General features: G+C 50.9%; 27 protein-coding genes and 1 other annotated feature. Of the genes, 5 read left to right on the top strand and 22 right to left on the bottom strand.

The window, feature by feature from the left end:
• Window positions 1–64: 64 nt before the first annotated feature.
• Window positions 65–1432 (bottom strand): WD40 repeat domain-containing protein, encoded by a 1368-nt coding sequence (locus HPY90_RS09080; RefSeq protein WP_287193814.1) that lies wholly within the window; start codon window positions 1430–1432, stop codon window positions 65–67.
• Window positions 1433–1553: 121 nt separating this feature from the next.
• Here HPY90_RS09080 and HPY90_RS09075 point away from each other — a divergent pair, with 121 nt between their 5' ends.
• Both HPY90_RS09075 and HPY90_RS09070 read left to right on the top strand, forming a co-directional pair.
• A complete protein-coding gene (locus tag HPY90_RS09075; RefSeq protein WP_013175542.1) occupies window positions 1554–1742 on the top strand; it encodes a hypothetical protein in 189 nt (62 codons plus the stop codon).
• Window positions 1743–1755: 13 nt separating this feature from the next.
• Window positions 1756–2001: a spore coat protein gene (locus HPY90_RS09070; protein ID WP_287193811.1), complete on the top strand. Its 246-nt coding sequence runs from the start codon at window positions 1756–1758 to the stop codon at window positions 1999–2001.
• A gap of 48 nt (window positions 2002–2049) precedes the next feature.
• On the opposite strand, the gene yyaC is transcribed toward HPY90_RS09070, so the two are convergent.
• The 5 genes from yyaC to speE form a co-directional block, all read right to left on the bottom strand.
• Window positions 2050–2622, bottom strand: coding sequence for a spore protease YyaC (gene yyaC, locus HPY90_RS09065; protein ID WP_287193809.1), 573 nt, complete (start codon window positions 2620–2622; stop codon window positions 2050–2052).
• A gap of 6 nt (window positions 2623–2628) precedes the next feature.
• Window positions 2629–3732, bottom strand: a complete 1104-nt coding sequence (hisC, locus tag HPY90_RS09060) for a histidinol-phosphate transaminase (RefSeq protein WP_287193807.1) — start codon at window positions 3730–3732, stop codon at window positions 2629–2631.
• A gap of 16 nt (window positions 3733–3748) precedes the next feature.
• Entirely contained in the window at window positions 3749–4363 is a 615-nt protein-coding gene (locus HPY90_RS09055) for an indolepyruvate oxidoreductase subunit beta (RefSeq protein ID WP_287193805.1), read from the bottom strand.
• Window positions 4363–6111: an indolepyruvate ferredoxin oxidoreductase subunit alpha gene (gene iorA / locus HPY90_RS09050; protein WP_287193803.1), complete on the bottom strand. Its 1749-nt coding sequence runs from the start codon at window positions 6109–6111 to the stop codon at window positions 4363–4365. The genes HPY90_RS09055 and iorA overlap by 1 nt, the downstream gene beginning before the upstream one ends.
• A gap of 67 nt (window positions 6112–6178) precedes the next feature.
• Window positions 6179–7024, bottom strand: coding sequence for a polyamine aminopropyltransferase (gene speE, locus HPY90_RS09045; RefSeq protein WP_287193802.1), 846 nt, complete (start codon window positions 7022–7024; stop codon window positions 6179–6181).
• A 297-nt stretch (window positions 7025–7321) separates the two neighbouring features.
• On the opposite strand from speE, the gene HPY90_RS09040 reads away from it, so the two are divergent.
• Window positions 7322–7738: an Hsp20/alpha crystallin family protein gene (locus HPY90_RS09040; protein WP_242649152.1), complete on the top strand. Its 417-nt coding sequence runs from the start codon at window positions 7322–7324 to the stop codon at window positions 7736–7738.
• A 141-nt stretch (window positions 7739–7879) separates the two neighbouring features.
• On the opposite strand, the gene HPY90_RS09035 is transcribed toward HPY90_RS09040, so the two are convergent.
• From HPY90_RS09035 to HPY90_RS08985, 11 genes are all read right to left on the bottom strand, one after another.
• Window positions 7880–8218 carry a hypothetical protein gene (locus tag HPY90_RS09035; protein ID WP_287193800.1) on the bottom strand — a complete coding sequence of 113 codons (339 nt, stop codon included), beginning with the start codon at window positions 8216–8218 and terminating at the stop codon, window positions 7880–7882.
• A complete protein-coding gene (locus HPY90_RS09030) occupies window positions 8215–9576 on the bottom strand; it encodes a replicative DNA helicase (protein WP_273698444.1) in 1362 nt (453 codons plus the stop codon). The genes HPY90_RS09035 and HPY90_RS09030 overlap by 4 nt, the downstream gene beginning before the upstream one ends.
• A gap of 178 nt (window positions 9577–9754) precedes the next feature.
• Window positions 9755–10930 (bottom strand): DnaD domain protein, encoded by a 1176-nt coding sequence (locus tag HPY90_RS09025; RefSeq protein WP_287193797.1) that lies wholly within the window; start codon window positions 10928–10930, stop codon window positions 9755–9757.
• 270 nt (window positions 10931–11200) lie between these two features.
• On the bottom strand, window positions 11201–12799 hold the full coding sequence (locus HPY90_RS09020) for an MBL fold metallo-hydrolase RNA specificity domain-containing protein (RefSeq protein ID WP_013175553.1): 1599 nt from the start codon (window positions 12797–12799) through the stop codon (window positions 11201–11203).
• Between the two features lie 88 nt (window positions 12800–12887).
• Complete coding sequence (locus tag HPY90_RS09015; protein WP_013175554.1) at window positions 12888–13364, bottom strand: hypothetical protein; 477 nt, start codon at window positions 13362–13364, stop codon at window positions 12888–12890.
• A 106-nt stretch (window positions 13365–13470) separates the two neighbouring features.
• Window positions 13471–14667, bottom strand: coding sequence for an aminotransferase class I/II-fold pyridoxal phosphate-dependent enzyme (locus HPY90_RS09010; protein ID WP_287193794.1), 1197 nt, complete (start codon window positions 14665–14667; stop codon window positions 13471–13473).
• A complete protein-coding gene (locus tag HPY90_RS09005) occupies window positions 14664–15170 on the bottom strand; it encodes an Lrp/AsnC family transcriptional regulator (protein WP_013175556.1) in 507 nt (168 codons plus the stop codon). The genes HPY90_RS09010 and HPY90_RS09005 overlap by 4 nt, the downstream gene beginning before the upstream one ends.
• 65 nt (window positions 15171–15235) lie before the next feature.
• Window positions 15236–15448: a binding site (T-box leader), on the bottom strand.
• 96 nt (window positions 15449–15544) lie between these two features.
• Window positions 15545–16549 carry an FAD-dependent oxidoreductase gene (locus HPY90_RS09000; protein WP_287193792.1) on the bottom strand — a complete coding sequence of 335 codons (1005 nt, stop codon included), beginning with the start codon at window positions 16547–16549 and terminating at the stop codon, window positions 15545–15547.
• Window positions 16550–17016: 467 nt separating this feature from the next.
• Window positions 17017–17925 carry a methylenetetrahydrofolate reductase gene (locus HPY90_RS08995; RefSeq protein ID WP_287193790.1) on the bottom strand — a complete coding sequence of 303 codons (909 nt, stop codon included), beginning with the start codon at window positions 17923–17925 and terminating at the stop codon, window positions 17017–17019.
• Window positions 17912–18583, bottom strand: coding sequence for a methylenetetrahydrofolate reductase C-terminal domain-containing protein (locus HPY90_RS08990; RefSeq protein ID WP_287193788.1), 672 nt, complete (start codon window positions 18581–18583; stop codon window positions 17912–17914). Before HPY90_RS08990 ends, HPY90_RS08995 begins: the two co-directional genes overlap by 14 nt.
• Window positions 18580–19977, bottom strand: a complete 1398-nt coding sequence (locus tag HPY90_RS08985) for a 4Fe-4S binding protein (protein WP_287193787.1) — start codon at window positions 19975–19977, stop codon at window positions 18580–18582. The genes HPY90_RS08990 and HPY90_RS08985 overlap by 4 nt, the downstream gene beginning before the upstream one ends.
• A 176-nt stretch (window positions 19978–20153) precedes the next feature.
• On the opposite strand from HPY90_RS08985, the gene HPY90_RS08980 reads away from it, so the two are divergent.
• Window positions 20154–21437: a serine hydrolase gene (locus tag HPY90_RS08980; RefSeq protein WP_287193785.1), complete on the top strand. Its 1284-nt coding sequence runs from the start codon at window positions 20154–20156 to the stop codon at window positions 21435–21437.
• A 100-nt stretch (window positions 21438–21537) separates the two neighbouring features.
• On the opposite strand, the gene HPY90_RS08975 is transcribed toward HPY90_RS08980, so the two are convergent.
• From HPY90_RS08975 to HPY90_RS08955, 5 genes are all read right to left on the bottom strand, one after another.
• Complete coding sequence (locus HPY90_RS08975; RefSeq protein WP_287193784.1) at window positions 21538–22083, bottom strand: macro domain-containing protein; 546 nt, start codon at window positions 22081–22083, stop codon at window positions 21538–21540.
• Window positions 22084–22115: 32 nt separating this feature from the next.
• Window positions 22116–22559 (bottom strand): NUDIX hydrolase, encoded by a 444-nt coding sequence (locus HPY90_RS08970; RefSeq protein ID WP_287193783.1) that lies wholly within the window; start codon window positions 22557–22559, stop codon window positions 22116–22118.
• 223 nt (window positions 22560–22782) lie between these two features.
• Window positions 22783–24426, bottom strand: coding sequence for an ABC1 kinase family protein (locus tag HPY90_RS08965; protein ID WP_287193782.1), 1644 nt, complete (start codon window positions 24424–24426; stop codon window positions 22783–22785).
• A gap of 67 nt (window positions 24427–24493) precedes the next feature.
• Window positions 24494–24790 (bottom strand): phasin family protein, encoded by a 297-nt coding sequence (locus HPY90_RS08960; protein ID WP_013175565.1) that lies wholly within the window; start codon window positions 24788–24790, stop codon window positions 24494–24496.
• Window positions 24791–24812: 22 nt separating this feature from the next.
• Window positions 24813–25652: a DegV family protein gene (locus tag HPY90_RS08955; RefSeq protein WP_287193780.1), complete on the bottom strand. Its 840-nt coding sequence runs from the start codon at window positions 25650–25652 to the stop codon at window positions 24813–24815.
• A 331-nt stretch (window positions 25653–25983) separates the two neighbouring features.
• On the opposite strand from HPY90_RS08955, the gene HPY90_RS08950 reads away from it, so the two are divergent.
• Window positions 25984–26520 carry a hypothetical protein gene (locus HPY90_RS08950; protein WP_013175567.1) on the top strand — a complete coding sequence of 179 codons (537 nt, stop codon included), beginning with the start codon at window positions 25984–25986 and terminating at the stop codon, window positions 26518–26520.
• Window positions 26521–26775: the final 255 nt, after the last annotated feature.

Genomic DNA, 26775 nt, shown 5'->3' with positions numbered 1-26775 from the left:
TAACGCAGGTTTATGCTTAGATCAATGTCTCTGTGTTTTTCAACCGGTTACAGTATATCGACGTCTATGGCAATGATTCCTCAATCAAGCACACGTGGGTTTTATCCTTGATCGCCAGGTAGCGAAAACGCATGGGAGAATCGAACACGATACCGCGTCCCTTTGTGGTAAACCCCACAGCATACTCTGGACCAGGTGCCCCGTCAACCGCAACATACTGCCTGTGCCCGTCTTGGGCTGCCCATACCAGGTGACTGCTGTCAGGGCTGAAAACCAAGCTCTCTCCAGTAACCGCATCATACCCGGCTATTTCGTCGCGATCCACTACTATCACGATTTTCTGCCCCTTTTGCGCGGCGTAGGCCAAATGTTCACTGTCAGGGCTGAAGATCAAGCTTCCCCTCAGTATACCGTCATAAGCTGGTCCTTCCTTACCGTCGAGGATTACCAGCCATTTATCCTGTTTTTTAACCGCAAAAGCGAGGTGTCGGCTGTCGGGACTAAAGACCATGGTCTCTCCGCCTATGCCCTGATACCTCCCTAACTCCTCACCATCGACGACCGTTACTATTTCAAATCCTTCCTGGGCAGCATAGGCGAGATGTTGGCTATCGGGACTAAAAGTCAAGCTGTCACCTGCTACCGCGTCATAATACTTCTGTTCCACCCCATCCAGGACAACCAGCTGTTTGTTGCCGGGCCAGGGAGCATACCTACCATCCAACATGACCCGTTTATTGCCGATCAGAGCCGCGTAGGCCAGGTGCTGGCTATCGGGGCTAAAAACGAGCGAACTCCCGCCGATGGCGTTGTATAGAGACTGCGACCTCCCATCTACCCACACTGACCACTTGTTTTCAAACTGGGCAGCGCAAGCAATCCGAGTGCTGTCGGGACTAAAAAGAACCGTGCCCATCGCGATCCCGTCACAGACCAGTTTTTCTCGGCCATCTACTACCAACCGCCATTCTTCATCAAGGGCAGCGGCATACGCTACCCTTTTACTGTCGGGACTAAACATCAGGCTCCCCTGGAGAATCCCCTCATAATACTTTCTCGCTTTACCATCCACCACTACAAACTGTCCTTTATCTGCCTGAGCCGCAAAAGCGAGCCTGCGGCTGTCAGGACTGAAAACAAGGCTGTTTTCCAAAATACCCTGGTAAACCTTTTTCTCCTTGCCGTCCGCAACTACCGCCTGGCCATCTCCCATTTTAACAACAAAGGCAGTTCTCTTGCTGTCAGGGCTGAAAACAAGGCTGCCCGAAATCACTTTTTCGGTAGTCTTGAGCTCCCTTTGGTTAAGCATGACCGTTTCCCGCCCGCTTCCTCCTGCAACAAAAGCTACGCTTCTCCGATCAGGACTAATGCATAACGAATGCAGCGGGTATCTCAGGCTGCACAAAAACTTTTCCTCATAGTTTCTATTCACAGCAGTTCCCCTCTCTCCCTCACCGTTGTCGATACATTATCAAGCTTAAAACTGACGAATATTTTCTATCTCAATGGAAAAACTACTCTTGGTCAAAAAACGAAAGGAGGAATAAAAGTCGATGACTCACCACCTTAATCAGATGGAACTACAAAACCTGCGAGAGCTCATCAGCGCCCACGATACCGCATGTAAGAAACTAGAAACCTACGCCCAGCAATGCACTGATCCCGAGTTCAAGCAAATGTTCCAGCAATCGTCCCAGTCGGCCCGCAATACCAAGCAAAAACTAGCTTCATTCTTGCAATAAAGGAGATGAAACGATGAAAGACAAAGACATGGTGAATGACGTTCTTTCTATGGTTAAGAGCAGCCTGTTAAACTATGAACGTGTCATCTCAGAAACCTCCAACCCCCAACTGAGGCAGACTATCCAGCAGATACGCAACTCTGACGAAGAGTTTCAATACCGGCTGTACCAAGCAGCTGCCCAAAAAGGGTTCTACACCCCCGCCCAACCCGCCAGCATGCAGGATATCCAGCAGATACGCTCTCAAATCATGGTCTAGCCAGCCGCAAACAAATACATCCGCGAGGATAAAGGCTGACGATCACCGTCAGCCTTCTTCACATCCTTCTTCGGGTGCGGCCCGCGCCAGCAACACTTCTTTCACGGCAAATACGGACCTGCTTATGGTACGTGCTATGTGATACACGGGGGCAATGCTCCCTGATACCGTCTTTACGTAACCTATTTCTTCGTCGTTGGCTGCGGCCACTACGCCGGTTACAGCTACGCTACCTACAGCTGGCAAGCGTTTGTTTACCGCCTTGCCCGGGGTCAAGCTACCTAGCCTGACTTGAATTACCCCGACTTCCTCCGGCTTTCCCAAAGAAGCATCGATGGCCACCTCAACCGCTCCCCGATGACGATTGCGGATACTTCGCAAAGCTGTTACCATGTTCAGAGCGTGTATCGGCTCGTCTAAAGTGCCGTAAACCGCGAGTTCGGGTACTTTATCCTTTATCATGGTCCCTGCCATGGGTCCCAAACAGTCGAGGATGTTCCTATTGGTGCCTATACATATGAACACGACTTCGCCTTCTTTCGGAAGACAGGTATCTAGAGCCTTCGCCAACTCCGAAACCGCCTCGGGTTCGAAGTATTTCTTCTTGAAGACGACCGTCATGCAAGCTTAACCCTCCAGAACCCGCTTCAAACTGGAGATGAACCGGAGATTTTGTTCATCGGTACCTACAGTAACCCTAATATAAGTGGGATAACCGAAAATGTCCCCGGTCCGAACTATTACCCCTTGTCTCAACAGTTGTTGGAACACCTGGCGGCAGTCCTGTCCCGTATCTAAAAAAATGAAATTGGCCTGCGTTGGAACATAACGTAAGCCCATTGCCTGCAACTCTCGGTACAAGTATTCCTTGCCTTGCCGGTTTATCTCCCGGCTTCTTGTCAGGTGCTCCTCGTCCTCCAAGGCCGCCACAGCTGCCTTCTGGGCTACGAGATTCACGTTGAAGGGCTCCCGGACCCTATTCACGGCAGCGACAATCTCCGGCGTAGAAATCCCGTATCCGATTCTCAAGCCAGCCAACCCGTATATTTTTGAAAACGTCCGCAAGACGATGACGTTGTAGCCGCGGTCGAGGTACTCGAGCCCACTCTGAAACTCGGGGTCATCCACATACTCGTAGTAAGCCTCATCGAAAACCACCAGGATGTCCTCATCCAGACTCTCCATGAACTTCTCTAGTTGCTCACGGGTAACCACGGTACCCGTAGGGTTGTTAGGGTTACACACGTAGATTATCTTGGTATTTTCGGTCACAGCCGCCTTCATGGCCTGCAAGTCGTAGGTGAAATTCGCCAGACGAACGGGTTTGACCTTTCCTCCCATGACGCAGGTCATGAACTCATACTCTGAAAATGAAGGATCCCCGTATATCACTTCATCCGAAGGCTGCACAAAAGTTTCCGTTATCAAGCGCAAAAGTTCATCCGACCCATTGCCTATCATAAAACAGTCCTGGGAACGGTCGAATTTTTCGGCCAGTTTCTCTTTCAGGTAAAAACAGTTGCCGTCAGGATAAAGATTCAAGTCCTTAGCCGCGTTGACAACGGCTTCCTGAGCCCGGGGTGATGGCCCGAGCGGGTTTTCGTTGGAAGCCATTTTTACGATGTCTTTGAGGCCTAGTTCCCTCTCCACTTCTTCGATGGGCTTTCCCGGAACATAAGGTTTTAATGAAAATATTTCCTTGCGTGCGTTTCTCTCGACAAATCCTGCCATCTAGCCTTCCCCCTAATCAACCGATATTGGCCGTCGAAGCCCTGTTACCCCAAAAAGCCCTGCCCTCATGGAAAGCGCGCAGGTTCAGGTCCAAAACAGCTGGCGAAACCAACTCGCGAATAGCCTCTTCTACCAATTCGGGGTCTATATCCATAACCGAGCTCAACAGGCCCACTAAGACCATGTTAGCCGCTTTGGCACTGCCGCAACCCACGGCAATCCCAGTAGCATCGACCAGCACGCTGTTGGGAACAACCTGACACAACTTTTGAGCAATGTCCTCGGGGTACTTGGTTTCTCCACTCATGACCGGAAGAGGATCCACCCTCTCATCGTTTATTATCAGCAACCCGCCCTGTTTGAGGTATCCCAACCAGCGGGCCGCTTCCAGCTTCTCAAATGCTAAAACGATGTCGGCATCTCCCCGTTTTATGATCGGGGAATAAACCTTAGGCCCGAACCGGACCTGGCTGACCACACTCCCTCCTCGCTGGGCCATTCCGTGAACCTCCGACACTTTGACGTCATGTCCCAACTTAACAGCCACCCGGGCCAAAACCCGACTGGTCAGCAAGGTGCCCTGCCCACCGACCCCAACGATCATGACACTGGTAACCGCTTGCCCTGCCATTACCGCCCACCCCCTTCCAGGATGGCATCCAATTTACATATCTGAGCGCAGAGGCCACACCCAACGCAGAGGTTGGGATTAATCCTGGCTATCCTTTCTTCTTCTATCCAATAAATACCAGTGCACCCTATCTTGATGCACAGCCGGCATCCTTTGCAAGCCTCCTCGTCCACGTAGTACATCTTTTCTCCCAGACCGGCATCAGGGAGAAGTGCACAAGGTCGTCTAGCAATGATAACCGAAGGCTGTCCAGAAATGAGCTCTTCTTTCAAGGCTGCTTCCAGTTGGTTCAAGTCCAGTGGGTCCACGGTCCTTACCCTTTGTACCCCGACTGCCCGGCAAACCGCCTCCAGGTCCAACCTTGCCGTCTCTACCCCGTCGATGGTGCGGCCAGTCGCCGGGTGGTGCTGGTGACCGGTCATGGCCGTGGTCCCGTTGTCTAGAATCAACACAGTAGAAATTCCCCGGTTGTACACGACATCGATGAGCCCGGTGATACCTGAATGCACGAATGTAGAATCGCCGATCACCGCCACTGTCTTCTGGGCAAACTCGGGGCCCCGGGCCTTTTCCATACCCAGGGCTGCGCCTATGCTCGCTCCCATACAGATGGTGGTATCCATGGCAGCCAAGGGTTTGAGTGCCCCCAAAGTATAACAACCGATGTCCCCGCAGACGGTCAATCTCATACGGCCCAGGGTATAAAAGACTCCCCGATGCGGGCATCCCGGACAAAACAGGGGCGGCCTGGCGGGCACCGTCGTATCCAGCGTGTAAGCAGTGTTTGTAGTTCTCCCCAGTAATCTCTCTTCCAAGAGTTCTGGGCTGTACTCGTCGGTAAGCGGAAGAAGGTTCTTGCCTTCCGCCTTGATCCCCCATGCTTTCACCTGCTCTTCTATCACAGGTTCCAATTCTTCCACGACGATCAAACGATCAACCCCGGATGCAAACTGACGTATCAGCTTTTCTGGCAGAGGGTTTACTGTTCCCAGCTTTAGGATTGAGACTTCCGGCATAACCTCTTTCACGTACTGGTAGGCTACCCCGCTGGTAATGATACCGAGAGAACGGTCCCCCCACTCTATCCGGTTCAGTGGGCTCTCCTCCACGTATTCACGCAAAGCAGCCATCCGCTTTTCAACTTCGAGGTGGCGCAACCGCGCGTGCCCTGGCAACATAACGTATTTGGCAGCGTCTTTGGTATAAGGTTTCAGATCAACCTGTTGCCGCTCGCCCTCCTCCACCATGCCTTGAGAATGGGCCAGGCGTGTAGTAATCCTCAACATAACCGGGGTGTCAAATCGCTCGCTCAGCTCAAAGGCCGAAAAAACAAAGTCTTTAGCTTCTTGGCTGTCTGAAGGTTCAATAACCAACAGCTTAGCAAACTTACCGTATCCCCGGTTGTCCTGCTCGTTCTGCGAGGAATGCATCCCCGGATCGTCCGCAGACACCAAGACCAAACCGCCGTTTACCCCTGTGTAAGCAAAAGTAAAAAGCGGGTCAGCCGCGACGTTTACTCCGACGTGTTTCATAGCCACCAAGGTGCGGGCCCCGGCAACGGAGGCTCCACAACCCACCTCGAAAGCCACTTTCTCGTTGGGAGCCCATTCCGCGTACACCCCATCGTACCTGCTGAAAAACTCCAGTATCTCGGTGCTGGGCGTACCCGGATAAGCGGTAGCCACTGTGGCCCCGGCCTCATACGCTCCTCTAGCAATAGCTTCGTTGCCGATCATCAATCTTCTCATCGTGCTCCCCCTAATCCTCATCTTATACTTCTTCGCCGACCTTCTCCAACCAATTCGATATCTGTCCTCATCTAGCCTCAGCCGCGGTTTCAAGGCTTTCCTTGACAGACCGGGGCAGAACAAAGGCTGCACGGTGAAGATCGGGTGTGTACCACTTTAATCCGCCCACCGTACGGCGCCCTTCTGCAACTTCCTCTGGCCGGTACTTCTTGGAGCCCACGCCGAACGCCCAGTAACCGCTAACGTACGTGGGTACAGAGGTCAGATAAACACGCGCGATGGGAAATACCTGGCGCATATTCAAAAATACCTGTACGAACGTGTCTCTAAAAAAAAGCGGAGATTCTGCTTGGGCCACCATGATCCCGTCTTCTTCCATGATGGCGCATACATCCTGATAAAAGGCAGCCCCAAATAACTCTACCGCTGGACCTACGGGGTCTGACGAATCCACGATGACTACATCGTACTTCCTTTCTGGTTTCTTAACGTATTGTAAACCATCTTCTATGATGATGTTAGCCCGGGAATCCGAAAAGCCACAGGCAATTTCAGGCAAATAAATTTGGCAATTCTCGACAACCCGTGCGTCTATTTCCACCAAGTCCGCCGCTACAACCGAATCATACCTGAGAACCTCCCTCAATACCCCTCCGTCTCCACCACCTATTATCAACACTCTCTTGGGTTCGGGATGGGCCATCATTGCCACGTGAGTGATCATCTCGTGGTATATGAACTCGTCTACCTCGGTGGTTTGAATACACCCGTCTAGTACCAAAGCCTTGCCCCATTCATAGGTGTCCACAATGGCCAGCTCCTGGTAAGGCGTTTTCTCTACATGAATCACGTCGCGCAGGCGCCAGCTCACCGTGTACCCTTTAGTATGCCCCTCGTGCAACCAAGCGTCCATGCCATCACCCCTTTCCCTATGAATACAAGCCCGCGACGGTTTCTCTTGCAATTACTCTGTCGCTGGTGAATTCGATCCACCGTTTGTCGATATCAAAAGACTATCCCGCCTGTTGCCCCTGCCCACGCAAGAGCGCGACGCAGCCCGCTCTTTTTACAGCAGTTGTTGGTAGAATTTCTTAGACATTCACCGGTGTTAATCCTGCAACTTACCTCCGATTTTAGCGAATATTTTGGTCTTTCGCCAGCAAAACTAATCACAAGCTCAGGACTCAAAGGAGGTGATAACGTGTCGTTAATGCGCTGGAGTCCCTTCAGGGAAAACCTACCCTGGCGCAACTTGGCTATGGAACTGGAAAACATGTTCGATTTTCCGCGAACGACCCAGCTTCCCCGAATTGATATGTACGAGACCGACAACGAGATCGTTGTCTCCGCCGAGATACCAGGCGTTGAATCCAAAGACGATATCGACGTCTCCATAACCGACAACCAGCTGAGCCTTTCAGGGGAAATAAAACGAACAAGAGACATATCGGATCACGGCATCCACAGGTCGGAACGCTATTTTGGCAGGTTCTACCGAACCGTGCCCTTGCCCCATTATATCAGCACCGAAGGCAGCACTGCCTCCTATCGCAACGGTATCCTGGAGGTGAGGATCCCGAAAACTAAAGAGTACCGCAGCCGGGCTAAGAAACTGCAAATCCAGTAACCGTAGCCAAAGTTAGCCGATAAACAAACACGCCTTTTCGGGGTCTTGGCGACAACAGGCGGACGTTTTATACGAAAGCCGTCAAGAGAGTCTTCGGTCACCAGGCTCTTGTGAACAAAAAAGGGATAGGGCTTGCTTACCCTACCCCTTTTCCTTTTCCTTTTCCAGCTCTGACACCAAATCTCGAATCAATTCCAATCCTTTAGCACGTGCAAACGCGTCCTTCCAGTCGGTATTGACCAAAGTCACTCTGATGATCTCGTTTATGTCGAGCGCGTCCTTCTCCCTCATTCCGCTGCTTGCCCACCTCCGTAAAAGGTTAGCCAGTTCCGTGTCACCCTGATCCAAAAGCGCCGCCAAGATATCCAAGAGACACATCATCTCTTCGGGCGACAATCGCCCCTGGGTGTGACACTCGTATATAAGAGTTGCCAATTCGGCCTGAATCTGTTTCCTCCGGTTCGTTAATCCCCAGGTCACAGGGAAACCCTCTCCGCATCGTGCATGGTCTGCCTGGCCTTATCAAAGTAGATCGGAATATACACCCCGCCGATGCCGTCCCTATTCTTGTCGATGTAGAGGTAATAGTTAGCCCGTTTATATTTTTTGAGCTCTTCGTTTTCCTCCATCTCCTCCCGGGAAATGGGAAGCAACTTGAGCATGAGATCGCACTCGTTCTTCATCCTTCTAGCCCCCTGAAGTGTACCATCCTCATTTAACTGAACCAGACACATTACGGCAATATTGAGGTTCTGGGCTAACATCTTCTGGGCTTTGACAATTTGTTCCAAAACCTGCCATTCTGCTAAGTTGTTGGTTATCTTGTCCATCCTGCCTACATAGTCAAGGATCATCAGCTTTATGTCGTGTTGCACCTTGAATTTACGGGCTATAGATATGGTTTTTTCGGGGGTCAAATTGGGGCATGGATACGAGTAGAACCCACTTTCCCGTAAAAGGGAATATCCCTGCAGAACCCTCGACAGCTGGCTCTCCGTCAGGTCGCCGCGACGGATAAGGTCTTGCTCGATGTTAGAAAGGATAGAACCCCAACGCAAGGCTATCTGTACCCGGCTCATTTCGGTATTCAGGTACAAAATGTTGTGGTGCTGCCTTACCGCCACTGCCAGGGCAGTGTGGAGAGCAAAAGCCGTTTTCCCGTGACCGGTTTGGGCTCCTACTATGATTAAGTCTCCGGGCTTGTATCCTAAAGTAATGTGATTCAGCGTGTCAAACCCGGTAGTGAGCCCGTCCAACGGTATGACCCCGCGGTGTTTTTCCTGAATTTCCTTATACCTCAGAAACCGCCTTTCTACCTCTTGGTAACCGAGGCTAGCCAGGTCGTAAGGCGTATCCACCTTGTCGTCGACTTCAAGTGCCGTAATATTGGTCAGATCTCCTTCGGCTTCCATGAGCAATTGCTCGACATCGTCGACTTCCCGCTCTATCAGTACCTGGTAGTAATGGCGCAGAAAAGCTTCAAATTTACGGAGCCGTGACTTATCCCTTACCCGTTTAATCCAGTAGCGGACGTTTTCATCATCGATAAAGTGTTCGACTATGTATTTCAGCTCTTCAATATCACGGGGATCACGAAAAAGGTTCAGTTTATGGGCTTCTTTAAGCAGCTCGACATAGGTCGGCCGTATTTCCTGTTCATACAGGCTACATACCAGCTCAAATACCACCTGGTGTTTAGGGTGGTAAAAGTCTTGCATCTTCAGCGAGTCATAAGCCTCAATACACGCTTCCTCGGAGTGCAACATGGCAGAAATAACCCGGCGTTCGCTCTCCAAGTCGGAGAGCCTTTCTTCCGGCACAAATCGTCTTACCGCCATCTCCCGTATCCCCTTCTAAAAACGGCAACTTTGAATAGCCAGAGATAAACACAGATCTTCGCTGATGGTCACTGATTTCAAGACGTAGAAGTAGAGCAACAATGATAAAAACGTCCCGCTGGGCGGGACTCTCTCCGGATCCATATCGTCCTTGCTTTTCATCCCCGATAGATGCAGGCTATCCTGGAACTTTGCTCTTCAATTCCTCCAGCACCTGCGGAACTACGAATATCTCGACCTCATCCTTGTCTTTAGCCGTGCTTATCGTCTTGGGTGCACTGGCACGAGAATCCCGTTTCTGCTTGCGGTTTTTAAACTCACTGGTTTCCCTTTCTGCCTCTTCCGGCGTGGTAATGCCCTTCTCCCTCCAGTTGGCCAGTACCCGGTCCATGTATTCGAGACCACCGCTTCTGGTTCGCTGGCACATGATCTCCCCGGCCTTCATGATCACCTCGTGGGAAAAGCCCCACTGCACTCTCCATTTTTCGTACATGTTTCTCCTGGCCTCGGCCTGCATATCAATTCCGGTAAAGCTGCCGAGCTCGGCCATCTCGACCGCAAAGTCTTGCCGGCGCGACCGCGAATAACCAGGCTTGTCTACTATCCGCCGGAAATAGTCCTCCATCCCGCCCAAGTTAGAGATAGAAGCCTCCCTTAGCCCCCTAGCAATGGCCGTGATTTCGCGCGGATTGTATATCTTTCTCTCAAAGCACAGTTCCAGCATCATGATAACGTATTCGGGACGACACTTCAGCTCATCCAGCCATCGATTCGCTTCTTTATACATCTCCGGACTAACCAGATTCCCGGTTTTCTGTTCGATGAAATCAATAACCACTCTAAGTTCCTTGTTCGCCGTGCTTGAAATCTGGTCCAGCCCTGCCCTTCCTCTTTCCAGCAACCTTTCCAATTCATGAACCCGCTGGCTCTTGGCTTGCAGTTCCTGCCGCAACAACTCTTTTTCTCTCCATCCAAGGCTATCAAGTTCAGGATGATCCCTTATGACCATTTCCTCGAGCTTGCTCCAAAGAGGCTCAAGAAAAACCCGTCTCGTTCTAAACTCGCCACCTAATGTCGATTCTTCGACTTCGACCAATCCCAACCTAACCCATTTTGACAGCCTCCAAGCAAGTTTGCTCTTGCTCAGTGAAGGATAACACTGCATAACCTGCCCGATTTCAAGTCCTCTCTGCCACAGCGGCTTCGAACGGCAACAATACGTGTACAAGAATGCTCCTAAAATGCCGATGTCTTCGGCGTCCAAGTCCAATTCTCCTGCATAATAATAAAGCGCGGCAGGTATCTGTACAAACCCCCACCGCAGCAACTCCATTGTGGCGTCCGTAGCGCCCATAATCCATCCTCCTGAAGGCACAACTCACACGTTACAGTTCCTCGTTTTATGTCTGGGTAGGTGCATTATAGCACAGCAGACATGCACCAACAACCGCAGAATAGCTACAAAAAAAGACAAAATTCAGCTGTGTGATTGGTTCCTAATCGCCCATTGTCTGCCATGACTTTCGTTAAATTTATTCGCCTAATGACCAGTCCCCCTTCGCCCGAGCCAATAATCACCGACAACATCGAAGACACCGAGAAAACATGCCTGTACCCGGAGGACTCAGGTGGAAAAGGTGTTATCTATCTTGCTGAGATACTCGATTATGCTCTGGTAATCTCCTCTTTGCCAGTGTTGCTGGAACATTTCGTTTAGTTTTAACCTGACCTTGAGGTACATTTCCTCTGCCTGTAGAGCCTCGCTTAGATGCTCTTTCTGGTCCGCCAGTCCTGCCTCAACCCCCATTGCCTTGCTTTCCACCCGAGGAACAAGTTCCACTTCGTCAAGCCAGTTGGGTATTGCAGCCCGAAGACCTAATTCTTTCCGAACCGCTTCAGCTAGAGATAGCAGTGCATCCTCCTCGCCATGTACCAGGAAAACACCGCTTGGCATGTTCTTGAAATGCTTGAGCCACGAAAGGAGGCCTATGCGGTCAGCATGCGCAGAATAACCCTCTATCACCCTGATGTCGGCTTTCACCACTATTTCTTCTCCATGAATGCGAACCAGCTTTTCGCCATCAAGAATCCGGCGACCCAGGGTGCCCTCAGCCTGGTACCCCACGAACAGTACAGTGGCCTCCGGCCGCCATAGGTTGTGCTTGAGGTGATGCTTTATTCGTCCGGCATCGCACATCCCGCTAGCGGAAATAATGACTGTCCCCCCCGACGTCTCGTTTAACCTGGCTGACTCCTGGGCGGTACGGGAAAACTTGAGATTCGGCAGATCCAGGGGGTCCTTACCCTGGTAAAGCATAAGCCTGGTTTCATCGTCCCAACTTGCCACCATTTTTCTAAATATTTCCGTAGCAGCAATGGCTAAAGGACTGTCTATATAGATCGGGATATCAGGTGAGAGTTCCCCTTTCTGGTAGAGAACGCTTAAATCGAAAAGGAGGTCCTGAGTCCGCTCGACGGCAAAAGACGGGATTATGAGATTTCCTCCTTTAGCCATCGTGTACTGTATGACCTCTCTCAGCATATCCTGCCGGTCAAAGTTTTGCTGGTGCAAACGGTTCCCGTAAGTAGACTCCATAACCAGGTAGTCCGCGTTTTCGATGGGAGTTGGATCCTTTACGAAAGGCTGATTTACCCTGCCTATATCCCCGGTAAAGACCACCTTAATAGTCCCTTGTGGTTCTGTTACCCACAACTCAACCAATGCCGACCCCAGAATATGTCCGGCATCCCGCAGCCGGAATTGAATGTCTTTGACCGGAGAAATCATTTCGTCGTAGTTGACAGGTCTAAACTGGGATAAGCACTTCTCAGCTTCCTCCACGGTATATATAGGACGCAGAACCGGTTTTCCTGCCCTTGTCAAACCACGATTCTTTCGCTCGACTTCCATCTCTTGAATATGCCCCGAGTCGGGCAGCATGATACTTGCCAGTTCTGCAGTCGCGTACGTGCAATAAATGGGACCCTTGAACCCTAAGTTGCACAATTTGGGAATAAGACCGGAATGATCGATGTGAGCGTGAGTAAGGATCAAAAATTCTAGATCTCTGGGATTTATTACGAAGTTCTGATAATTCCTTTCTCTTACCTCTTTGCCTCCCTGAAACATGCCGCAATCTATGGCAAATCTTATGCCGTTCACTTCCATAAAGAAAAAAGAACCGGTTACAGTTCGCGCCGCTCCCAAAAACCTCAGCTTCATCCGCTTCTCTCCTTCTGCTAGGTAGGCAGTATTCTCATCTGCTAAGCATTCAACCTGCCTGTTTGATTTTCTTATAGTGTTTTCAACGTCAAACGGCTACTATCCTTCTTTTGTCACCGCGGTTGGCCAGTTTTCTCAACATTCCTATAAACTCTTCGGTCTCTCTTCTCACCTGTTGCTTGTCGTTAGAGTATATGGCTTCCAAGATATTTTCAAATCCAATCCTCCCCAAATCAAGCAGGCTGTCTTCAGCATGTATGGCCACGAGTACTCCTTCATATTTAGTCTTTACTCTTTCGTATGTTTGATAGAAATAGAACTTCACCTGTTTTAGCTTGGTTAAAATCTCTTCGGCATCGGTTTCTTCGCGCTCACACATGCGCACGATCTGATTCAGCCCGTTGCTGATAGCAGCGCTGGCAAGCAAGGCATTGTAAAGCTCACGCTGGTACTGTCTGAAAAGGGTGTAATTCATGTACTCCTGAATCTCCTGCTTAGTCTGAGGGTGAAGGAGATTGAACTTCGAAAGAAGAGCTATTTCTTGGGCACTCATTTCTAAGAACATAAATAGAACCCCCTTTGCTTTTACACTAAGAGGGGTTCTATCTGTTTAGCCGGTAATCCTCCTGTCTAATATCGCATTTATCTCGCACTATTCAAGGTCATTCGACTCATCTCCGCCCCGATTCGGCTGCCCTTATCCTGTTCCTTTCCACGAACCTACCCATCCTTTCAATGGCCTCCTCGATGTTGTTCAAGCTCGCAGCATAACAACAACGCACAAAGCCTTCTCCCGACTCGCCAAAAGCGTTTCCCGGAACTACCGCTACCTTTTCTTCCATCAGCAGCCTCTCGGCAAATTCTTCGCTTTTCATGCCGGTTCCCCGAATCGAGGGGAAAATATAAAAGGCGCCCCGCGGCTCAAAACAGTCCAGGCCGATGTCGCGCATACCCTTCACTATCACCCTGCGCCGGTAGTCATACTCTTGAATCATTTCCCTCATTTGATGTTCACCGTGACGCAGAGCTTCGATAGCTGCCATCTGCGACATGATAGGAGCACACAGCATGCTGTACTGGTGAATCCTGGTCATAGCCGCTATCAGGTCACCGTCTCCGCAAGCGTAACCTATTCTCCACCCGGTCATGGCAAAAGCCTTGGAAAAACCGTTCAACACGATGGTCCTTTCTCTCATACCGGGTAACGAGGCTATGGATACATGCCTGCCGTTGTACGTCAGTTCGCCGTAAATCTCGTCCGACACCACTATGAGATCATTGTCTACGATCACGTCTACCAGATCAGCCAGGTCTTGCCATCCCATGATGCCCCCGGTGGGGTTGTTGGGATACGGGAGTACCAAAACCTTGCTCCGCGGGCTCAGGCCAGCCACCAACTGTTCGCGCGTAAGCCTGAATTCGTTTTCGGCCGTAGTCTTTAGCATTACTGGCTTGCCGTGAACCAGAGAGGTAATCGGACCATAACACACGTAAGAAGGCTCCGGTATCAAGACCTCGTCCCCCGGGTTAATCAAGGCTCTTAACGCCAGGTCCACCGCTTCGCTAACCCCGACGGTCACCAGTATTTCTTCTTCAGGATCGTACTTGACACCTATGGTCCGATACATATAGGCTGCAATCTCTTCCCGCAACTCCAACAGTCCCTGGTTAGATGTGTACATGGTATAACCTTTTTCTAAAGAGTAACAGCAAGCTTCTCTGATATGCCAAGGGGTGACGAAATCGGGCTCTCCTACCCCTAATGAAATAACCCCCTGTGACTGCGAAACCAGGTCGAAGAACCGCCTGATACCTGAAGGCGGAATCGAACTTACAGTGTCGGCAACATACTTTTTCATGCTCTTCATGGGCTCACCACCAATCTCCGGTCTTCTTCTTCATCACTCAGCAAGAAATCGTCCTGTTTATAGCGTTTGAGAACAAAGTGAGTTACGGTACTCTGGACTCCGTCTAAAGGAGCCAGCTTATCGGAAATAAACATAGCGATGTCTTTTAAGTTTTCGCCGTGCACTACCACCGAAAGGTCATAAGTCCCACTCATCAAATACACGCATCTCACTTCCGGAAATCGAGAAATCCTCTCCGCGATGCTGTCAAAACCAACCCCCCGTTCCGGGGTGACTTTAACATCGATCATGGCTGTTACCCCGTTGTCTCCCCATTTGTCCCAATTTATGACTGCGTTGTACCCGAGAATGATTTTTTCCTTCTTCAACCGTGCAACAGTCTCGCTTACCTCTTCCTCGGACACACCTAACATGGTCGCGATCCGCTGATGGCTGGCAGTTGCGTCCTTCTCGTACAGTTTCAGTATCTTACGTTCGATCTCCCTGTCGCGCTCAACGCTCATCTTACTTGTTACCTCCTCGATCGATGTGTCTCGATCCCCATATAAAAAATAAAACTCTCATCCGGACAAGGGACGAGAGTTGTTCCCGCGGTACCACCCTGATTGGCATACAAGCCCGCTCTTACCCTTTAACGGTGGGCTGCCGTCCGGCTTGACCTTGACCCCGGTTTCACCGGCACTCCTGGGGGGCTTTCATCTGCAACCTCATACCGGCTTTCACCTGGCCCGGCTCTCTGGGATGAAGGTTTGCCGACTACTCTCCCATTCATCGTGATAGCTGTATTCTGCTCTAATGTTAAAATTAATACTAACACTTGGCCGCTTGTACCGTCAACAGGTAAAAAAACTTTTTCCCCGGGCCTAAATTTCCTCAGTCATCTCTGTCGCCTCAGCTCGGAAGCCATCTTTCCGGCAGCAGCGCGACCGCTGGCAATGCTTTCTATTATGGACATGGGACCCGTGCACGCACCGGCAGCCAAGACCCGGTCTCGGTTAGTAGTACCTCCCGCTCCAACCTGCAAAAACCCGCCCCGGCCGGTTCCAAGTCCTAACAACGACGCTAAGCTTGGGAGGTCTTTCCCAGGAACTAGGGCCGGACACAATACTACCCAATCATACCTTCTTGCTGTCGGTTTTCTGGTCTCGGGGTCATCATAGATAACCTCCAATTCCTTACTACCTATGAGGTGAATCTTAGACGGCATAGCCCGAATATGGGTGCAAAATGAGGTCTTCGGCCGATACAAAGCCTCATACCTTTGCCGGTCCATGAAATATATATCGACGCGGCTCCCAGGTAGCTCCCCCTTCACGAGCCCCGCCAGCTTGGGTACATATAAACAACATACTCGCGAACAGTACGGAACACCGGCTCCTACTTCTCTCGACCCAAAGCACTGAATAAAGGCCAAGCGAGGGCTTTCCCCCAGAATTTCCGGGGATTCGCGGATAATGCCCTCTATTTCCAGAGCGGTAACCACCCCTGGCAGGCGGGAATAACCGAACTCACCCCGCAGTGCTGGGGAAAAAGTGTCAATTCCTGCCGCAACGATGATGCCTCGTACCTGAAAGGTCAAACGTCCGTTTGGAGTCTCCACGTCTACTTCAAGGCCGTCCTGTAGATTTCTCATCCCGGCCACTCTTGCAGCGACTAGAGCCTTGACCAGTTCTTGTTCCTCCACTGCCCGAACCCTCTGCCCGGCAAGACAGGCCCCACAGGCCTGGCATACACCATCAACCGCCTTGCAGTTGTATAAAGAAGCCTTGCCCCCCAAGCGGGGTTCTTTTTCAATTATGACCGATTCGATTTCATGCTCGGCCAGGGTCAGAGCAGCCTCTAAACCCGCTACTCCCCCTCCTATGATGAGCACTTCCGGCATACTCAACCACCTAAAACCTTTTTCTAGCCACAGATAAACACAGATGGTCACAGATTAACACTGATTGTTGTTTATCCTGTTTTGCCACAGACCCTCACGACACTTAAAGGTGTCACCACTAGAATCGGGAAAATAGACTCTATTTTTCAGGGCAGATAAACACAGATGGTCACAGATTAACACTGATTTATTATTATTTTTCGCTATTCCTTTGACCGATCTGTACGGGTAGCCTGCTTCAAACAGAAAACTCTCAGGACACCCTTCGCTGTGTCACACTACAAGAATAAACAACCAGAAATGTTTTTGTGAGCGTAAGCCCATCTGTGCATATCAGCCCGGCACTCAGCTGGCCGAAATTGTGCAACGTGCCAGCTTCTCTCGATAACGATATTCATCTATCAAGGCTTGAGCTGAGTGCCGGGTCTGTGTGCATCTGTGGCCATTGTTCAGGCCAAATACTCTACTTACGGACGCGGGTAGAGACCGGCTCTCCGGACTATTTCGGGTATAACCTCTTCCCACGCCACCGCCATGAGGTGTACACCCCTGACCCCGGGAATCTCACGGACCTCTTGGACCTGCTCCACCGCAATTCTTATAGCCTCTTCTTCCACATCTTTCGCCTGTTCCAATCGCCGGCAGATGTCTTCCGAAACCATCATGCCGGCCACGTTCTTTTGCATGTATCTGGCCATTTTCGCGGATTTTATCGGCATGATCCCGGCCAGTACCGCGACCCGTTCATGAAACCCCTGTTCAACCACCATCTTCATGAACTCGCGAAACCGCCCCATCTCTAAAACGCACTGGGTCTGCACAAACTCAGCCCCTGCCTCCACCTTCTTCTTTAGCCGGATGACCCGGAACTTGAAAGGGTCGGCAAAAGGGTTCTCTACGCATCCTATGAACATATCCGGGCGCACCTTCATTTCTTCCCCGCAGATGAACCGTCCGTGATCTCGCATGTTCCTTACCGCATACAACAACTGGATGGAATCGAGGTCAAAAACGTTCTTGGCTTCCGGGTGGTTGCCAAAACTCTGGTGATCCCCGGTTAAGCAAAGAATATTCTTTATCCCCAAGGCAGCGGCTCCCAACACGTCTGACTGAAGGGCAATACGGTTACGGTCGCGACAGGTCATCTGGATAACGGCTTCCAGCCCCTCGCTCTGGATTATTACTCCGGCAGCGATGCTCGACATCCTCACGATGGCAGTCTGGTTGTCGGTAACGTTAAAAGCATCCGCATACCCTTTCAGAGCCCTGGCCTTTTTGCGAACGAAATCCGCGTTACAGCTTTTGGGAGGGCCGATCTCGGCTGTTACGGCGAAATGGCCGCCAGTTATGACTCTTTCCAAGTTACTCCTCGCCATGCGGCTCCACCCCCTCCCTCATCATCCGGCGCGGGCCTCCATCCCGACTCCTAGACCAGTTTTTAGGCAATACCAGTTTTTCCAAGACCTCCAGTCGTCCCTGCCGCTCTAACCGATCGTATATCAATTGCCAGGCGCAATCTACCGTATCCGATATTTCGCATTTCCCGTTTTGGGAACCACCACAGGGACCGTTGAGCAGACTCTTGGAGCACCGGGTTATTGGACAGATGCCTCCGGTTAGGTCGAGGATACAGTCACCGCAAGCCTGGCATCGCTCCTCCCACACCCCGTCGGCTACCGGCATCCCGGCAAAAACCGTGTTTAACCCAGGTATGACCGGTACCACAGGTAGGACTTCTGCCAATGCCTGCACCCCAACCCCACAGGCGAGAGACAAAACGGCATCAAACGAATCCTGCCTTGCTCGCACCGGATCCAAAAATTCATACTCGCACTGGCGAGCGACACTGTCCCACTCTATCTCGATGTCTGGGCCCAATGCCATCCGCAAAAGGTGGGCCATTTTTTCCGCTTCCCTGGCCCCTCCGGTTTGACAAACAGTTACGCACCCGCCACATCCCAAGACCAGTATCCTGTGATAGCCTTGCAGTTTTGCGATTAAATCCTCCACCGGTTTTTGTTGCCCGACAATCATGTTCTCTCCTCCGTTACCCCAAACCTAGACAGGCTGTTCGCGGCCGACATTCGCATCAGGTTTACCCGGGCCTCAATCCCCAGTCTCGCCAGCAGATTATTCAGCCTTTCTACTCTGCCTCGGAGTTTCATGTCTTGATGCCCGTGCTCACACTTGTCCTTAATGCAAGTCACTATCCAAAGGTCCCTTTTCCCGCCGTTGGCCGCCAGAACTCGCAGCATCTCGTTCTCGCCGATAGCGCCGGCACAAGGGAACAGCTGGTATTCGTACTTTGTCCCCGCTTGTTTCAAAACTAGCCCCGCCGCGTTTTCACAAGCCAGTATCGCCGGCTTCGCTTTTGGCAGGGATTCCGTACCAATCTCAGTTATCGCCTGGGCCGGGCATAAGGTGTAACAGAGCCCGCAACCCCGACAAGACAAATCATCTATGAAACAAGCTTCTCCATAAAGATTTGCGTACCGGTCATCCCGCCGAAACTCTATGGCCATATGCGGGCAGTTCCGGTAGCAGGTGAGGCAATATGCACACCGCTCTGCATTTATCTCGAACCGTTTCTCCCCCCGCATACGCCCCCGGGCCAGTACTGCTACTTTCGCAGCCAGGGCTTGGATAACGGTCTCTTCCTCCGCCTCAGTCATGAACCCCTCCGGGTCTGGAAAGATATATATTCCTTCCCGGTTGGTTCCTCCTGGGTAATCGCCCCAGTCAAAATCCATCAAACCCAACCGACTGAAGTATACCGACATGTCATCGCCCAGTACCCAAACCGGAGCTACCAAAAAGTCGGCCTCCAGACACACTTCACGCCCTAAATCCCGGTCAAAAACCGTAGCTTCAATCCTTCTCCCCAGCCCTAGTATCGGAATTGTTGACGGAACCCGATCTGTGCGTACGAAAACGACTCCCCTGCGACGAGCTTCCGTATACAGGTCTTCTCCTCCGTCGAAACTTGTCTGAATATCATCGGTTACCACCCACACCCGGCTTCTCTCGGCCAGTTTCAGCACTTCAGGCAACGCTTCCGAATATGTTCTCCTGGATACCCCCATAAGGGCAACCAAGACCGAGTAGCCCGCTGCTTCATGACAGCTTGGAAAATTCAACACCGGTCGGGATGGATCCGGAACTAATATCACCGCTCCTACCTCTACCCCTTCAACCTCCGTCCCTTTCAAGCCCACAGTAAAGCGGCCTATTTTCCCCTTGAGATAGGCCAAATCCTTGTCCCATATTGTCTGAATCCCGACAGTTCTCCCTGAAAAGGGCACAGGCTTTCGATAAGCCCAAACCACGGGCTGATGATTGGCTATGGCCCGGGCGAGCTTTTTCGCCCGCTGGCTGCCACCCCAAACCAACACTCTTGGGTTCACTTTGTGTTCTTCATAGTAACCCAATGGTATCGCCTCACCTGGATGTTAGCTTATATAATCATAAAACAAGCGTTCCTAGCGGGCAAGCAATATGAGAATATTCACAAACTGGCTTTTCAACCCTTGTCATCAACCTTTATAATTAAACGAGCCGCGCACTGGCATGACACCAGTTATCAGAAAGGAGTCCGTAACGGGAAATGTTGGGCCGGATTCGATTTCTCTTCAAGTATGAAACTGTTTTCGGGGTCGAACAACCATGCAAAGTGAGAACCATCCCTTTTGGCGTTTTATTGATTTGCTTGGTTCTGAGTTTGGGCTTCGATCCCAAACTCGCGTTGGCCAGCGAGAATCCTCAGGTTCAGGCTCCTTCTTGCGTGCTGATGGAAGCTACTACCGGTAAGATCGTATGGGCCAAGAATCCTGATCAGCGCATGGCTCCAGCAAGTCTGACCAAGGTATTGACTGCTTTAATCGCTCTCGAAAGAGGGGACTTGAACGATAGGATAAAGGTAGGACCCAACCCACCCCGGGTAGAAGGCACCAGGGTATACCTGGTAGAAGGTGAAGAGGTAACCCTCGAGAATCTCCTCTATGCCATGCTCTTGAACTCTGGTAATGATGCTGCATTGGCTATAGCAGAACACTTTGGCGGTTCACAGCAAGGCTTTGCCCGCCTCATGAACGAGAAAGCGGCTGCTCTCGGGGCCAGAAATTCTCATTTTGTAAGCCCTAACGGGTTGTCTGACCCCAATCACTACACTACCAGTCGGGACTTGGCCGTGATTGCCCGCGCTGCATTGCAAAACCCGGACTTCCGAAAAATAGCAGCCACCAAGACCCGTCCCTGGAACGGTCAAGACTGGCAAACTACCTTGATTAATCAAAACAAGTTGTTGTGGAAATATCCGGGAGCAGACGGGGTGAAAACCGGGTACACGACTGAAGCCCGCAACACTCTCATCGCTTCAGCTACCCGCAATGGCCAGTCTTTTATAGCGGTTGTCCTAGACGAACCGCGCGGATCCGTAGCCGAACAGGACGCCGTGGCTCTGCTGGATTACGGATTCAGCCATTTTCAATGCCTCCGACTCGCCAAAAAGAACCAGTTGGTGTCGGTGCTACAAGTCGAGAAAGATAAGAAGATTGACCTCGTGGCTGCCAAAGACTTGAGCATAGTCGTGAGTACAGGAACCAAGTCGAACCCGGTGGGAGAGCTGCACCTGAATTCAGTTCACGGTCCTTTCCCCTCAGGAACTCAGGTTGGAGAAATGGTATTCAAACAAAAGGGCAAGGTGGTTGGCAAGGTGCCGGTAGTCAACCGTCAGGCCTGGCCCGCTCCTCCCCCGGGGCTGGCCGGCTGGTGGTTGCGCCTGAGCCTGGCCTTTGCCGTCCTGTGGGTTCTTGTAACCGTGGCTAAAAACCGTCAAAGGGCAAGAGGTAGATCTGTCAGTAGCAGGTCAAGGACCGCGCGTATCAGATGACGCCCGTTATCGACTGCCCTCTGCCACGGTTGAAACAGTTCACGTTATCAAATACGCTAGTTTTACTTCCACTCTCCTGTATAAGTGCTGCTTTCTCTTCTTATCCTTCTCGGCCTGACATTAAATGATGTAGCACCTCGCGGTGAACCTCGAAATCCGGTTTGCTGAAAAGGACCATGCGAACCTTAAGCCCGGCGGAACAGGTCCGAAGAAACTCGGCAATGGAGTTCAAGGCTACCTCTGCAGCTTCCCGTATCGGGTACCCGAAAATTCCGGTACTGATGGCAGGAAAGGATATGCTGGCAAGACCCATTTCCACGGCTTTTTTCAAACTCTCCCGGTAGCAGGAAGCCAAGAGCTCGGCATCTTCAGGTGCTCCCCGGTAAACCGGACCTACGGCATGAAAAACATACTTGGCTTTCAGATTGAAGCCCTCAGTCACCCTCACTTCCCCCGTGGGACAGCCGCCGATCTGAGCACAAGCCATGGCCAGCTTTGGACCTGCGGCCCGGTGAATCGCACCGCAGACTCCTCCCCCCGGTGCGAGCCGGGAATTAGCAGCATTTACAATCGTATCCGTATCTTGTTCGGTGATATCCCCTTGTACGATTTCCAGCACGTTATTTCCAATCTGCCAAGAAACCACCCTTTACCACCCTTCCCTCAGTAGGATTTACGTCACTTCAGCATACGGCCTGGTATCCCACCCCTGTCTATAAACCCCGCTTTTTCAAGTATGACGCGGGTGTCGGGATGCAACTCCTGATGGTAGTAACTCAGCTCTTGAACCGGAACCCATATCGCTTCCTTGACATCATCCCCAGGAACCAAGTCACGGGAAGAAGTATAAGCCCAAAAATCGATGTAAACGACATGTAGACGGACGCCGTCTTTATCCTTAACCACGCGCTCGAAGGTTATGAGGTGGTCCCCTATTTCAGCCTCCAGTCCAGTCTCTTCTCTCACCTCCCTCCGGGCACACTCGACCAAGGTTTCGCCCGGCTCAAGCATCCCTCCCGGAAGAATCCACCTCCCGTACCAGTAACTCCTGTAGCCGTGCTTAACCAGAACCACTCGCCTGTTTTCATCTAACACCAAGGCCCCTACCCCTATCTTAATCAAAGCAACCGCATCCCCCTCGTAAAGTCCCTCAATTTTTATGATACACCCTCAAACTATCCCGGAGCTACCGTCGAAAATCCACACGTGTCTCCATAAAAAAGGGCTCGCATTAAACTTGCCCACAACAAAAGCACCAGGTTCGATAACGCTCTCCCCTGTCCCGCCTGTTACTGATTAAGGCCCTTTCCGAGGGAAAATGTAATGCTTAGCAACAAGCCCTGACTCAGTACCTGCCACTTTTCAATATCGAGTACGCCAAAAACAAACCTAACACAACAGCAGTCGCAAAACCGATCTCCACCAATGGCACTCCGGGGATAAAGCCTTCTCGGTTGCCCGCAACTATCAGCGAGCTCCCGACTATGATCGAGGCGATAATAATTGAAAGGGAAATACGGTTCGATATGATATCGAGCACCGTCTGTAACCTGTTCAGATTAGTGTGTTCCAACTTCAGCTTCAGTTCCCCTTCTTCCAACATGTTCATAATCGACTCTATTTCTCGGGGCAAGTTGCGGGCAGCCATATAATGATCCAGTAAGACTTCTGAAGCCTCTTGCCTGATACGGTCCAAAGAAAACCTTTTTTTAAGAATAGCCTTCCCGTAAGGCTCAGCGATTTCAACAACGCTGAGACCGGGATCCAGGCGGCTCAACAACCCTTCGATGGTCATCATCATCTTAACCATCAAAGAAAGCTCGGGCGGAACCCTTACCTGGTATTTGAAGGACAGTTGTACCAATTCTCCCAAGGCTTCTCCCACGCGAATCTGGGAAAAGGGCATTCCGTAATACTTCTGTTGCAGGCGAGACACGTCCCGTCGTAATTCCTCCCGGTTAACGTGACGGGTAGCAATACCTACCTGAAGCAAAGCCCGTGTAACCCCGTTTACATCGTAACGGACCATGGCCATGACCAGGTCCATGCACCTTTCGATCAACACCTCGTCCACAGTCCCTACCTGGCCGAAGTCATAGAATATGACCTTCTCTCCTGGAGCAATGGCAATGTTTCCAGGATGCGGGTCAGCGTGAAAGAACCCGTGCTCGTATATCTGCTGAAAAAGAGCCTCCACAATGTGGTTTGCAACTCGCTTTAGATCAAAACCAGCCCGTATCAGCCGCTCAAACTCTGACACTTTTACCCCGCCGATGTACTCCAATACTAACACCCGGCGGCTGGTATATTCCCAGTAAACCTTGGGAATAAGGACGTTGCGATTCTGACGAAAATTTTCCCTGAACTTGTCAGCGTTACGACCTTCCTGGGCAAAATCCATTTCTTTACGCAGGGCATTGGCAAACTCGTCCAGTATGTCGGTAAGCTGATACAGTCGCCCCCACTTGGTGTGCTTTTCCAACATCCCGATCAGTTCATAGAGGATTTCCAGGTCGTTCTCAATGATTTTGCCGATCCCCGGGCGTTGTACTTTGACCACCACTTTTTCTCCGGTTTTCAGAACCGCTTCGTGGACTTGTCCTATAGAGGCGGAGGCCAAAGGCTCCTCAGAAAAAGAGGCAAAAATATCCTCCGTCCTCAACCCCTCTTCGTCCAAGACCTGTTGCACCTGCTTAAACGGAAAAGGAGGCACGCTGTCCTGCAGTTTTTCCAGTTCTCTTATGTATTCTGCCGGTAGCAGATCAGGCCTGGTACTGAGGAGTTGCCCAAGCTTCACATAAGTAGGACCTAGTTGTTCTAGAACCGAACGTAATCTTTCTGGGCCTGTGAGGTACGTGTCTTTCCGCGTTTCTTTAGACTTTCTATTCCTGACAGGCAGGCGGTCAAACACAAACCCGAAACCGTGGCGACCCAGTATGTTCAACACTTGTCGGTAACGCTGCATGTGATTCAAATGCTTGATTCTCAACTACTTACCTCCCTACCGCATCGACCGATAAAGGAATAGAAAAGGGACGGACACCTGCTGTCCGTCCTCACTGGCTCTCAACTTTTCTCTCGAGAGTATCTAATCGCTCCCTAATCTCGTCGATCTCAGACTTGGTCACCAATCCCAACTCACCCCTGAGCTTCTCAACCTCCTGGCGAATGAACCCCTTGACCTCCTGGCGGTATTCTTCTCCTTTCTGCAAAAGCTCGTCCACAAACTTCTTAGCTTCCTCTTCACTGACCTCGCCCTTAGCTACCAGTTCGTTGATAATCCTTTCACTTGTCTCCTTAGCAACGCACAGCATTCCCAGCCCTAAAAACATAGCCTTACGCAACCAATTCACAGTGCCACCCCTCTCTAAAATACTAGTAATAACATATTCCCATCGCACCCGGCCCTACGTGTGACCCTATAACCGGACCTACTTCGTATACCGGTACTGGTGCCCCCCACAAAGCCTCTATTCGCGCTTGCAGGTGGGCCGCGTCCTCTGGACAGTCGACATGGCAAACACCCACTCTTTCAATCAACCCTTTTTCGAGTCTCCGCCGGAAATCCTCTACTATCCTTTCCAAAGCCCGGACCTTGGTCCTAACCTTGTCGTAAACTTGAATGGCCCCTTGAGTATCAAGGGAAATGAACAGTATTGGCTTTATCTGCAGTATATTGCCGACCAGCTTCCCAACCCTGCTCAGTCTACCGCCTCGAAAAAGATATTCCAAATCATCGACTATAAAGTATATGCCGAAACGGCTCTGTATCCTCTTCAGTTCATCCAGGATGTCTTCTATCGCAAAGCCCGCTTGCGCCATCTCGCATGCCCTCAATACCTGAAACGCCATGGCCAGGACAGTGCATCGTGAGTCCACCACAAAAATCCTACGGTCAGGAAATATCCCCTTGACCATTTCCGCCGTGTGAGCAGTGCCCGAAAGCTTACTCGTAATAAAAATACCCAGTATAGTATCCCCTGGATCAGTCTGGGAAAACGCCTCGTAAAAATCACCGGTAGAAGGCTGAGACGTTGTGGGAAAGATTTTTTCCGATCGGAGACGCCAGTAATACTCGCGGTTGGAGTAAACTGTTCCCTCCTTAAAAACCTCCATCCCCAGCGTAACGTTCAGCGGAACCACTTTAATTCGGTAACTATCTATTACTGCCTGAGGAAGATAAGCGGTGCTATCGGTAACCACGACAATAGCCACATCTCTACCCCTCTCCTCTCCCGTAACCACGGCAGAACCGGGAGTCACTGACACTACTAAAAATTATTCGCCAATACCCATAGTCTGTCAATTACAATGTGTAATCGGTAGATCGTTATAATTCCCACCAAAGAACAAGCAACCCCTCCCATGATAACCCGGGATCAGCTTCTCAGTATACGGTTTCTATATTAGACATTAGACCGCCGGGGTATAAATACCTTCTTCTCCGGTGCCTTGTCCGATTTTCCAGCAAGTTCTGTTCTGGTAGTGAAGGAATCGCCCTTTGCCGCGGCGAAGCACTATATAAACTCACGATAGGAGGCAAGCAATGAACACCCGGAAACGAGAAGGCTGGTTGGTTGTCGGTTTGCTGCTCATAGCAGTGATAGCGGGGCTATGCATCACTTTGTCCAGCCCGACAGCCCACGTAGAATACGCCCAAGAAGCTCTACAGCTACACGAAAACGATTTTTCGATCAGAAACGGGACAGCGGTTATTCGAGTCGGAACCGATACCCTGACCAGGGTAGAAAGGGACTTTGGAAAAGGTCGGTTCTTGGGAATGAGCACCGTGTATGAGCCGCCAAGCAGAGATTTCCGCCTCAGATTCCCTAAAAAGCAGGATACGGTGTGGATTTTCGATACTACCCGTCCCGGTTTTTATACTGCCCGGGGAATCCAAATAGGTGACGGAATTGATAAAGTTATTCAGGCTTATGGGGAGCACTATTCAAAGGTTATGCTGGAAGGAAACGATGTCGACTACGACTTGGTTTACGGGTCATATGGCCAAGGAACCATAACCTTTCATTGCCAGGACGGCGTGGTGACCAGAATAGTGGTTAGCCGGGATCCAGGACACTAAACCGCTACTAACCCGTAGTGATTTGGCGCAACACCGAGGCAGTCCACGTTCCGAAAAACGCTTTGATTGAACTGTTGTTAAGGTGCCGGCAACATATATTAGTAAAACACAAAATTAGGTACACGGTCTGAGAAAGTTCAGACACATGTGAAACAGGTAGAGGGAAAGACAAGGTAAGGGAGGGGGTATAGTAGACAAGAAGGTGTGGGGCCCTTTATCCTAGGTTTTGAGAAAGAAAACCGAAGGATAGAAAGG

The sequence above is a fragment of the Syntrophothermus sp. genome (assembly GCF_013314835.1).
GTDB lineage: Bacteria > Bacillota > Syntrophomonadia > Syntrophomonadales > Syntrophothermaceae > Syntrophothermus > Syntrophothermus lipocalidus.
Note: the sequence above shows the minus strand (reverse complement) of the source record. Positions and strands in the feature narration are given on the sequence as shown.